The organism is Curtobacterium sp. B8, assembly GCF_000333315.1.
In the GTDB taxonomy this organism is placed as follows: Bacteria; Actinomycetota; Actinomycetes; order Actinomycetales; family Microbacteriaceae; genus Curtobacterium; species Curtobacterium luteum.
This window is the reverse complement of the sequence record NZ_BACW01000655.1, coordinates 1-10,575: the sequence shown is the minus strand read 5'-3', so window position 1 is coordinate 10,575 and position 10,575 is coordinate 1. Positions and strand designations below refer to the sequence as shown.

9 protein-coding genes and 1 pseudogene are annotated in these 10,575 nt (G+C 72.1%); 8 read left to right on the top strand and 2 right to left on the bottom strand.

Translation table 11 applies throughout. The features are described 5' to 3' along the window. The first annotated feature begins 216 nt into the window (after positions 1-216). From I59_RS17435 to I59_RS17400, 8 genes and pseudogenes are all read left to right on the top strand, one after another. Complete coding sequence (locus tag I59_RS17435; protein ID WP_031274417.1) at positions 217-1,059, top strand: exodeoxyribonuclease III; 843 nt, start codon at positions 217-219, stop codon at positions 1,057-1,059. A gap of 34 nt (positions 1,060-1,093) precedes the next feature. Next, positions 1,094-2,104, top strand: coding sequence for a tryptophan--tRNA ligase (gene trpS / locus I59_RS17430; RefSeq protein WP_022904962.1), 1,011 nt, complete (start codon positions 1,094-1,096; stop codon positions 2,102-2,104). Beyond that, positions 2,019-2,684, top strand: coding sequence for a GNAT family N-acetyltransferase (locus I59_RS17425; protein WP_083882201.1), 666 nt, complete (start codon positions 2,019-2,021; stop codon positions 2,682-2,684). The genes trpS and I59_RS17425 overlap by 86 nt, the downstream gene beginning before the upstream one ends. Before the next feature lie 90 nt (positions 2,685-2,774). Next, positions 2,775-3,809, top strand: a complete 1,035-nt coding sequence (gene ribD / locus I59_RS17420; RefSeq protein WP_042726884.1) for a bifunctional diaminohydroxyphosphoribosylaminopyrimidine deaminase/5-amino-6-(5-phosphoribosylamino)uracil reductase RibD — start codon at positions 2,775-2,777, stop codon at positions 3,807-3,809. Positions 3,810-3,838: 29 nt separating this feature from the next. Beyond that, positions 3,839-4,462: pseudogene (ribA, locus tag I59_RS17415) on the top strand (GTP cyclohydrolase II); the annotation flags it as partial. Between the two features lie 278 nt (positions 4,463-4,740). Then, a complete protein-coding gene (locus tag I59_RS17410) occupies positions 4,741-6,186 on the top strand; it encodes an MFS transporter (RefSeq protein WP_022904958.1) in 1,446 nt (481 codons plus the stop codon). Positions 6,187-6,589: 403 nt separating this feature from the next. After that, a complete protein-coding gene (locus tag I59_RS17405; protein WP_022904957.1) occupies positions 6,590-6,805 on the top strand; it encodes a hypothetical protein in 216 nt (71 codons plus the stop codon). Between the two features lie 7 nt (positions 6,806-6,812). After that, the gene (locus I59_RS17400; protein ID WP_022904956.1) at positions 6,813-8,651 is read left to right on the top strand and encodes an ABC transporter ATP-binding protein; all 1,839 of its coding nucleotides are present in this window, start codon (positions 6,813-6,815) and stop codon (positions 8,649-8,651) included. Between the two features lie 23 nt (positions 8,652-8,674). Here I59_RS17400 and I59_RS17395 read toward each other — a convergent pair whose 3' ends face one another. Beyond that, positions 8,675-9,295, bottom strand: a complete 621-nt coding sequence (locus tag I59_RS17395) for an isochorismatase family protein (RefSeq protein ID WP_022904955.1) — start codon at positions 9,293-9,295, stop codon at positions 8,675-8,677. 24 nt (positions 9,296-9,319) lie between these two features. Beyond that, positions 9,320-10,575 (bottom strand): D-alanyl-D-alanine carboxypeptidase/D-alanyl-D-alanine-endopeptidase (gene dacB, locus I59_RS17390; protein WP_049976618.1); only part of this gene is annotated, 1,256 nt, incomplete at its 5' end.

Genomic DNA, 10,575 nt, shown 5'->3' with positions numbered 1-10,575 from the left:
CCCGTCCGTCTCCTGGTCACCGTCGCGACCAGCGCCCGGATCGGTCGCACGACACGCCGCGGGCTCGCCACGCCGATCGCAGGACGGGTCGGGTCGGGTCGGGAGAAGGTGAGCGGCACGTCCTCCGACCGAGTCCGGGCCGCCGGGACGAGCGCCGTCAGCAGCCCGGCGCGGGGCGGCGCGGGGGTGTCGGCACCCGCCGATAGGCTGGACGGCATGACACGCCTGCGCCTCGCATCCGTCAACGTGAACGGCGTCCGTGCCGCGTTCCGGAAGGGCATGGGCGACTGGCTCGCAACGCGTGACGTCGACGTCCTCGCCTTGCAGGAGGTCCGCGCCTCGAGCGACGACCTCGCCGGGCTGCTCGGCGACGAGTGGGACGTCGTCCACGACCCGGCGAGCGCGAAGGGTCGCGCGGGCGTCGCCATCGCGAGCCGGCACCGTGCGCAGATCCACCGGGTGGAGCTCGGGCCTGCGGAGTTCGACTCCGCCGGTCGCTGGCTCGAGGCCGACTACGAGATCGGCGGCACCACGGTCACGGTCGTGTCGACGTACGTCCACTCGGGCGAGGTCGACACCCCGAAGCAGGACGAGAAGTGGAAGTTCCTCGACGCGATGACCGCGCGCCTGCCCGAGCTGCGGCAGCACAACCCGCTCGCGGTCGTCGTGGGCGACCTCAACGTCGGCCACGACGAGCGCGACATCAAGAACTGGAAGGGCAACGTGAAGCGGGCAGGGTTCCTCCCCCGCGAGCGCGCCTACTTCTCGCGGTTCTTCGGCGCCGAGGGCGAGCCGGTCGAAGGAGCCGACGGCTCCACCGGCCCCGGCCTCGGCTGGGTCGACGTCGGCCGTGCCCAGGCCGGTGACGTCGACGGTCCCTACACCTGGTGGTCGTGGCGCGGCCAGGCGTTCGACAACGACTCCGGCTGGCGCATCGACTACCACGTCGCCACCCCCGAACTCGCCGAGAAGGTCTCGCACTACACGGTCGACCGCGCTGCCGCCTACGACCAGCGATGGTCCGACCACGCCCCCGTGGTCGTCGACTACGAGATCTGATCCCCCCACCGCTCCAGCGCAACAGGACACCAGCATGGCCACGACCCGCATCTTCTCCGGCATCCAGCCCTCGGCCGGATCGCTCCACCTCGGCAACTACATCGGTGCGCTCATGCAGTGGCGGACGCTCCTCGACGACTTCGACGCGATCTACTGCGTCGTCGACATGCACGCGATCACCACCGCGCAGGACCCCGCCGAGCTCCGCGCGAACACGCGCGCGACCGCCGCCCAGTACATCGCCTCCGGCATCGACCCGTCGAAGGCGACGCTCTTCGTGCAGTCGCAGGTGCCGGCGCACGCGGAACTCGCCTGGGTGCTCAACACCCTCACCGGGTTCGGCGAGGCGAGCCGGATGACCCAGTTCAAGGACAAGTCGGCGCGGCAGGGCACGGACGCCGCGTCCGTCGGGCTCTTCACCTACCCGATCCTGATGGCCGCCGACATCCTGCTGTACGACACGAAGGTCGTCCCGGTCGGTGACGACCAGCGGCAGCACGTCGAACTGACGCGCGACCTCGCCGGTCGGTTCAACTCCCGCTTCGGTGACACGTTCGTCGTGCCGGAAGCACGGATCCTGACCGACACCGCGCGCATCTACGACCTGCAGGACCCGACGAGCAAGATGAGCAAGTCGGCGGCGTCCGACAACGGCCTCATCCGCCTCCTCGACGACCCGAAGCGGACCGCGAAGAAGATCCGCTCGGCGGTCACCGACACGGAGCGCGAGATCCGAGCGGACCGTCAGGCGAAGCCCGGCGTGACGAACCTGCTGACGATCCTGTCGGCGTTCTCGGGCACCCCGGTCGCCGAGCTCGAGGCGTCCTTCCAGGGAAAGGGGTACGGCGACCTCAAGGCTGACGTCGCCGACGCGGTCGTCGCCGAGCTCGAGCCCGTGCGTGCCCGCACCCTCGAGCTGCTCGACGACCCGGCCGAGCTGGACCGGCTGCTCGCCGTCGGTGCCGACCGCGCCGAGTCGATCGCCCGCGAGACCCTCGCCCGTGTGTACGACCGCATCGGCTTCGTCCCGCGCTCCCGCGGCTAGGCACGCCGTGCTCCCCGTCGTCCTCGAGTCCGTGCGGGTGCGTCTCGACGTGCCCACACGCCGAGACACGGCGGCGATCGTCGCGGGGTGCCAGGACCCGGACGTCGCACGGTGGACGACGGTCCCGATGCCGTACGGCCCGGAGCACGCCCGGTCGTTCGTGGACGCCCTGGTGGGGCCCGGATGGGCGTCGGACCGGGAGTACACGTGGGCGATCCGCCGTGCCGGGTCGTCGCTGCTCGAGGGCGTGATCGGGTACCGGACCGAGCGCCGCGACGTCGGGTTCTGGCTCGCACCGTCCGCGCGCGGTCTCGGGCTCATGCACGACGCGCTCGAGCTCGTCGTGACGTGGGCGTTCGAGCAGGGCGCTCCCGACGTCGCGTGGGAGTGCTACGAGGGCAACCTCGCTTCGGCAGCGGTGGCCCGAGCGGCTGGCTTCGCGTTCACGGGGAGCGGCCCCGCGGCGAACCCCGGTCGTGACGGCGGCCCGACCCCGGCCTGGCACGCGCGGCGCCGCGCCGACGGTGCGCCGGCATCCGACCTGTCGTGGCCCACAGCGTCGTTCGCCCACAGCGTGTAGTTCGATGACGTGTCACCGACTTCTCGTCGGTAGTGTCGAAGCGTGACCAGCACCCCCTCCGGAACCGCGACCCCGGCCGAGGTCCGGGCGATGCGCCGCGGCCTCGAGATCGCCGCCCTCGGCCCGGCCGTCGGCGACCACGCCCGGGTCGGTGCGGTGGTCCTCGCACCGGACGGCACGGTCCTCGCCGAGGGCTGGCACAAGGGCGCTGGCACCCCGCACGCCGAGGTCGACGCGATGGCGAAGGTGGACCCGGCACTGCTCCGCGGCGCCACCGCCGTCGTGACCCTCGAACCGTGCAACCACACCGGGCGCACCGGTCCGTGCGCGCTCGCCCTCATCGAAGCGGGCATCGGCCGAGTCGTGTACGCGATCGACGACCCGGGAGCGCACGTGCACGGCGGCGCCGATCGACTCCGGGCCGCCGGGGTCGAGGTCGTGTCGGGCGTGCTCGCGTCCGAGGCCGAGGCCTTCCTCGAGCGCTGGCTCCTCAGCATCCGGCTCGGGCGCCCCTGGGTGACCGCGAAGTGGGCCTCGAGCCTGGACGGCCGTGCAGCGGCGGCGGACGGCACCAGCCAGTGGATCACCGGCGCAGCGGCACGCCAGCACGTGCACGAGCAACGCGCTGCCCACGACGCGATCCTCGTCGGCACCGGGACCGTCCTCGCCGACGACCCCTCGCTCACGGCGCGCGGCGACGCCGGTGAGCTGCTCGCCGACCAGCCCCTGCCGGTCGTGTTCGGCGACCGCCCGGTGCCGGACGGCGCCGCGCTGCGCCGGCACCCGCGCGGCCTGGTGACCCTGCCGGGTCACGACCTCGCGGCGTCCCTCGGCGCCCTGCGCGGCCACGGGGTGCATTCCGTGTTCGTCGAGGGCGGCCCCCCCCTGACCTCCGCGTTCATCGCGGCCGGCCTCGTCCAAGAGTACCTCGTTTACGTCGCCCCCGTGCTGCTCGGCGGACCCCGTGTCGCGGTCGACGAACTCGGCGTGGGCAGCATGACCGACCGCTTGCGGTTGGACGTAACATCGACCACCAGTCTGGGTCCGGACCTCCTGGTCCGGGCACGGCCTCACGGCGCCGCGCACCCTGGAGCGGCAGCCCAGAACGACCGGAGCACACGATGACCGACGCACTCACCTCCCCCGTCCCCGGGAGCCCGGTCCAGTTCGAAGTGTCCACGAACGTCCCGACCACGCACGGAACGTTCGAGATGCGCGCCTACCGCGACCTCGTCACCAGCGCCGAGCACGTGGCGATCATCGCTCCCCTGCCCGACGGCTCCGCCCCGGCCGACGGCGCGCTCGTCCGCGTGCACTCGGAGTGCCTCACCGGCGAGGCGTTCGGCTCGCTGAAGTGCGAGTGCGGCCCGCAGCTCGACGCCGCGCTCGACACGATCGCAGCCGAGGGCGGGGTCGTGGTGTACCTCCGCGGGCAGGAGGGACGGGGCATCGGCCTCGCCAACAAGCTCAAGGCCTACCGTCTGCAGGAGGACGGCCTCGACACGCTCGACGCCAACCTCGCCCTCGGGCTGCCGGCCGACTCGCGCGAGTACGGCGGCGCCGCGGGCATCCTCGCCGACCTCGGCATCACGAGCGTCCGGCTACTGTCGAACAACCCGGAGAAGCGCCGCCAGCTCGAGGAGCACGGCATCGCCGTCGAGTCCCTCGTACCGCTCGTGGTCGGCATCTCCGCGCAGAACGCCGGCTACCTCGACACCAAGCGCGACCGGATGGGCCACCAGCTCCCCGCCCACCTGGAGGCCGGCGCCGCGAGCTGACCCGGCGCCGCCAGCGCAGCTGGCGGCATCCCGACGCGACCTCCCGCCGGGAGGCGCGGGGCACGACCGACGTGCACCGTGCCTCCCGGCGGTGTCGTTCTCTGCGGATTCGCAGGAAAGCGACATGTGTCGTAGGCTGTGAGCCCCGTCACGAGCGGTCCACCACCCACCGAACGCACCCGATCGGCGCCGCGCCACCTGCGCGAACCGACCGGTGTCCGCCGTCCGGAACACCGCCGCACCCGACCGGGTGCTCCCGTCGGAGTCCTCACACACGCATGTCAGCCGCACCGGCACCCAGCACGACCACCCCGACCCCGGCAGGCAACCCGCGCTCCCGCGTGGTCATCGCCAGCCTCGTCGGGACCTCGATCGAGTTCTACGACTTCTACGTCTACGCGACCGCCGCCGTCCTCGTCTTCCCAACGCTGTTCTTCCCGGACGCGGACCCGACGGCCTCGCAGCTGTCGTCGTTCGTGACCTTCGCGCTCGCGTTCTTCGCCCGTCCGGTCGGGTCGATCATCTTCGGCCACTTCGGCGACCGCATCGGCCGGAAGGCCACGCTCGTCGCCTCCCTGCTCGTCATGGGCACGGCGACGTTCCTCATCGGGTGCCTGCCGACGTTCGACTCGATCGGCGTCTGGGCCCCAGTGCTGCTCGCCGTGATGCGGTTCGCACAGGGCATCGGCCTCGGTGGCGAGTGGTCCGGCGCGGCGCTGCTCGCGACCGAGAACGCACCGAAGGGCAAGCGCGGCGTCTTCGGCTCCCTCCCCCAGCTCGGCGCACCGATCGGCTTCCTGCTCGCGAACGGACTCTTCATCGCGATCAACGCCGCGATGCCCGCCGGCGCCGACGGCTCGGTGAACCCGGACTTCCAGGCGTGGGGCTGGCGCATCCCGTTCCTGCTGTCCGCGGTCCTGGTGGTCGTCGGGCTCTACGTCCGCTTCAGGCTCGTCGAGTCGACGGTGTTCCGCGGCGTCCAGGAGTCCGGCTCGGTCGCGAAGGTCCCGCTGGCCCGGGTCTTCCGGACCTCGTGGCGGCCGCTCATCGTCGGCACGTTCGGCATGGTCGCGACCTACGTGCTCTTCTACTTCATGACCACCTTCACGTTGAGCTACGGCACGACCGCGAGCTCGGGCGTCCCGAAGATCGGTCTCGGCTACCCGCGGGGCGAGTTCCTCACGCTGCTCATGATCGGCGTCGTGTTCTTCGGCATCCTCACCCCGGTCGCGGGCTTCCTCGCCGACCGGTTCGGCCGCCGGTCCACGCTCCTGTGGACCACGCTCGGCATCGCGCTCTTCGGGCTGACGTTCCAGTTCTGGTTCGCCGCGTCCACCGGGCCGGTCACCGTGGTCACGTTCCTGGTCGTCGGGCTGTCGCTCATGGGCCTCACCTTCGGCCCGATGGGCGCGCTGCTGCCGGAACTCTTCCCGACGAACGTCCGGTACACGGGCTCCGCCGTGGCGTACAACGTGGCTTCGATCCTCGGGGCGTCGCTCGCGCCGACCGTGGCGCTCGCCCTGTGGAAGGCCGACGGGAACATCTTCCTCGTCGGGCTGTACCTCACGATCGCCGCCGTGGTGACGCTCGTCGCCCTGCTCTTCGTCAAGGAGACCAAGCACGCCGACTTCGGTGACGCCGAGGCCGAGCGCGTGCTCGGCCTCGCCGCCGACGCGTCGGTGGGCGACGGCCACGTGCGTTCCTCGGGGAGCCTCGCCCCGTAACGCACCCGGGTGCGCACGTCACGGACGGGAGGCGCGGTGCCAGCGGGCGCCGCGCCTCCCGTCCGTCGTGTGGTGCCGGGGTCGGCCGGCGTGGCGGGATCGGCCGGGATCCGCGGGGTCGGGACAACGCGCGCGTTCCGACGACGCCCCCGTCGATCGACGCGTGGTTCGTCGCTGCCGCTGTCGCACGACCGGGCCGTCGTCGTACGACAGCGGCAGCGTCGTCCCGCGCGGGCCTCGGAAGTCCTCGTCCGCAACGGACGACGCTGCCGTTGTCGCACGACGACGACGGAGTCGTCCGGCAACGACGCCATGCGAGGCGCGCCCCGACACCCGACCGCCGACTCCGCACCCATGTCAACCCACGTTGACACCACTCCGCCCGTCAATGTAGGTTGACACCATGGACCGGCCGACCATCACCACCCTGGCCTCCGGCGCCGACGGCGACGACCCGTTCGCCGCACTCGCCTCGGTCCGGGAGCTCCGCAAGGCCCTCGACCGCACCGAGGAACTCGCCGCCCGCCGCGCTCGGAACGCCGGAGCCTCGTGGCAAGAGATCGCGACGCTCCTCGGCGTCAGCCGACAGGCAGTGCACAAGAAGTACGGCAGAGACTAGGACCACGATGAGCTTCCCCTTCGCCCGCCCCAAGAAGACCGACGGTCCCCGAGCCAGCTTCGGTCGGCTGCTGCACTACCTGTTCGAGAACAAGCCCGCGATGGTCGTCATCATCGTGCTGAGCGTCCTCGGCGCCGGTGCCTCGCTCGCCCAGCCGCTCCTGGTCAACCAGGTCATCACCGCCGTGCAGGGCGGCCGTACCCTGAGCACGCTCGTGTGGCTGCTCGTCGGGCTCGTCATCGTGGCCGGGCTCCTGAACGGTGTGCAGCACTTCCTGCTGCAGCGCGCCGGCGAGGGCGTCGTGCTCTCCACCCGCCGCAAGCTCATCGCCCGCATCCTCAACCTGCCGATCTCCGAGTTCGACACCCGTCGCACCGGCGACCTCGTCTCCCGTGTGGGCAGCGACACGACGCTGCTGCGGGCCGTGCTCACGCAGGGCCTCATCGAGTCGATCGGCGGCTCCCTCACGTTCATCGGCGCCATCGTCGCCATGGCGGTCATCGACCCGGTGCTGCTCGTGATCGTCGTGGTCATCGTGCTCGTCGCGATCGTCGTCGTCGGCGGGCTCAGCCGTCGCATCCGCATCGCGTCGAAGCGGGCGCAGGAGAAGGTCGGCGACCTCACCGCAGCCGTCGAGCGCGGCATCGGCGCCGTGCGCACCATCCGTGCCGCCGGCGCCACCGAGCGCGAGGTCCGCGAGGTCGACGGCCACGCGACCGAGGCCTACCGCCGCGGCCTCGACATCGCCAAGATGTCCGCGTTCGTGGTCCCGGTCGCGAGCATCGTCATGCAGGTCGCGTTCATCGCCGTGCTCGGTGTCGGTGGGGCACAGGTCGCCGCCGGGACGATCACGATCGCCACGCTCATCACCTTCATCCTGCTGCTGTTCATGATGATCATGCCGCTCGGGCAGGCCATGGGCGCCGCGGTCGCCGTCGCGCAGGCGCTCGGCGCGCTCGGCCGCATCGAGGAGATCCTGCACCTGCCGACGGAGGACCAGGACGACCGGGCCGTCCGCGTCGCCGCCGCGGTCCCGAGCGACGACGCGATCACCTTCGAACACGTGTCGTTCCGGTACACGGCCCCGGCGCAGGCGTCCGGACCCGACGGGGCGACGGACCGGCCTGGAGGCACGGGTCACCCCGCCGACGCCACCGCCGTCGACGACGTGGTGCTGCACGACGTCTCCTTCCGGGTCCCCCGCGGCTCGCGGGTCGCCCTCGTGGGCCCCTCGGGCGCCGGCAAGTCGACGACCCTGGCCCTCATCGAGCGGTTCTACGACCCGACCGACGGCGTGATCCGCCTCGGTGGCGTCGACGTTCGCGGGCTCGACCGCGCCGACCTCCGGGCCCAGATCGGCTACGTCGAGCAGGACGCCCCCGTGCTCGCCGGCACCATCGGGGCGAACCTGCTCCTCGGGTCGCCGGACACCACGAAGCAGGACTGCGTGCGTGTACTCGAGGCGGTGAACCTCGGCGAGGTCCTCCACCGCGACCCGCGCGGCCTAGACGCCCAGGTCGGCGAGGACGGCGTGATGCTCTCCGGCGGCGAGCGCCAGCGGCTCGCGATCGCGCGCGCCCTGCTCGCCGCACCGCCGATCCTGCTCCTGGACGAGTCGACGTCGTCGCTCGACGGGGTGAACGAGCAGAAGATGCGGCTCGCGATCGACGCGGTCGCTGAGGACCGCACGCTCCTCGTGATCGCGCACCGGCTGTCCACCGTGGTCGACTCGGACGTGATCGTCGTGCTCGAGCACGGGCGGGTCGTCGGGGTCGGGACGCACTCCGAGCTCGTCGAGTCCACCCCGCTGTACCGCGACCTGGCGAAGCACCAGTTGCTCGTCTGAGACGCCCCCGGGATGGGCTCGGGCTAGAGGCGCGCGCCACCCGGACGGTGCAGGCCCTCGTCGGTGTCGCTGTGGTCGACGAGCCCGCCGGCTGCCCGCACCTCGTCGAGCGCGGCGGCGCTGCGAGCGGGGTCGACCCCGACGACGAGGTCCTCGTACACGGTGACGGCGGCGCCGCCGGCGAGCGCGTCGAGGGCACTCGCGCGGACGCAGTGGTCGGTGGCGATGCCGACGATGTCGACCTCGCGGACGTCGCGCTGCTCGAAGACCTCGCCGAGCGGGACGCCGTCTGCGGTCCGCCCCTCGAAGGCCGAGTAGGCGGGTGCGCCCTGGCCCTTGTAGACGTGGACGTCGACGGAGCCGGTGTCGAACGCCGGGTGGTAGTCCGCGCCGGGGGTGTCCTGGACGCAGTGGACCGGCCAGGTGTCCACGAAGTCGGGCCCCTGCGCGCCGGCGAAGTGGCCGCCGTTGTCGTCGTCGCCGTGGTGCCAGTCGCGGGAGCCGACGATGAGGTCGTACTCCCCAGCGTGCTGCCCGAGGAACACGGAGATCCGCTGCGCGACGGCGTCACCGCCGCTCACGCCGAGTGCACCGCCCTCGGTGAAGTCGTTCTGGACGTCGACGACGAGCAATGCCCTGGCCATGCGTCCATCCAACACCAGGGTGCGTCAGGAACCGGAGAGCTTGCCCCCGCACGAGTAGGTCGCGGCGGTCACCGCGTCGAGCGCCGGCAGCGCGGCCGCCCGCGACGACCCGATGGCGTAGAACGCGAACGTCAACCGGGTGCCGTCGGCCGCGTCCATCCAGCCGCCGAGGGTGTTGGCGCTGTCGATCCAGCCGGTCTTCGCGTGGACCTTGCCGCGTGCGACGGCGTTCGCGCCCGTGAAACGGCTGGCGAGCGTGCCGGAGACGCCGGCGACCGGCAGGGCGTTCGAGAGCGTGCCGAGGCCCTTCGCACCGGCCTGCACCTGGACCATGAGCTGGGCGACGAACTCGGGCGACACCGCGTTGGCCGCACTCTCGCCCGACCCGTCCTTGATGACGATGCCGGACGGGTCGACGCCGTACGAGCGCAGCGCTGCCTGGTACACGCCGGTCAACGACGCGGCGGAGCCGTTCGCCCCGGACTCCTTCGACGAGATCCGCGCGAGCATCTCCGCGAGCGTGTTGTCGGAGTTCGGGATCATCTGGCCGATGAGCGTCGACACCGGCTGCGACGACACCGTGGCGATCGTGTCGGTCGAGGTCGTGGCGCGCTTGACGATCTGGGCGTTCGCGGCACCGGCGACGCCTGCGTTCGCGAGGGCCGTCCGGAACGCCGCTCCCGCGCGACCGACGGGGTCGGTCGACCGCGGTGAGGTCGCCGCACCCGGGTTCGCCCGGTCGCCGTCGACCATGAGTGCGGTCACCATCGGCTGGTAGCCGATCGTCCGCTCGGACACGGGCCAGGTCGGGTCCCAGGCGTCCGCGTCGTTCCAGTAGGTGTCGTCCGTGACGATCGTCGACACCGGGCTGTCGCCGAGCTTCGCCTTCACCTGCTGGGCGAGCTGCGCGAGGGTGGGTGCGCCCGGGTAGACCGTCGCGCCACCGGCGGAGAGCGTCGCGTCGCCGTGCCCGACCAGGGCGATCGTCCCGGCGGACTCCTGCGTCACCGTCGTCGAGATCCGGTGGTCGCCCCCGAGGACGGCCAGGGCGGTCGCGCTCGTGAGGGTCTTCATGACGCTGCCGGTCTGCTTGGGCTGGTCGCCGGCGTGCGAGTAGAGCACCTTGCCGGTCCCCGCGTCGATGACCGCGCCCTCGAACGACCCGAGCCCGGGGGCACCGGCCGCCTGGTCGATCGTGCAGGCGCGGAGGGCCGAGGGNCCGTCGGGGTCTCCGGCACCGCTCTGCCCGTCGCGGTCGCGGTCGGGCTCGGCGTCCGCGT

Coding starts and splice junctions, on each gene's coding strand:
- I59_RS17400 (WP_022904956.1), top strand. CDS start 6,813: ATGAGCTTCCCCTTCGCCCGCCCCAAGAAGACCGACGGTCCCCGAGCC.
- trpS (WP_022904962.1), top strand. CDS start 1,094: ATGGCCACGACCCGCATCTTCTCCGGCATCCAGCCCTCGGCCGGATCG.
- I59_RS17405 (WP_022904957.1), top strand. CDS start 6,590: ATGGACCGGCCGACCATCACCACCCTGGCCTCCGGCGCCGACGGCGAC.
- I59_RS17410 (WP_022904958.1), top strand. CDS start 4,741: ATGTCAGCCGCACCGGCACCCAGCACGACCACCCCGACCCCGGCAGGC.
- I59_RS17395 (WP_022904955.1), bottom strand. CDS start 9,295: ATGGCCAGGGCATTGCTCGTCGTCGACGTCCAGAACGACTTCACCGAG.
- I59_RS17435 (WP_031274417.1), top strand. CDS start 217: ATGACACGCCTGCGCCTCGCATCCGTCAACGTGAACGGCGTCCGTGCC.
- ribD (WP_042726884.1), top strand. CDS start 2,775: ATGCGCCGCGGCCTCGAGATCGCCGCCCTCGGCCCGGCCGTCGGCGAC.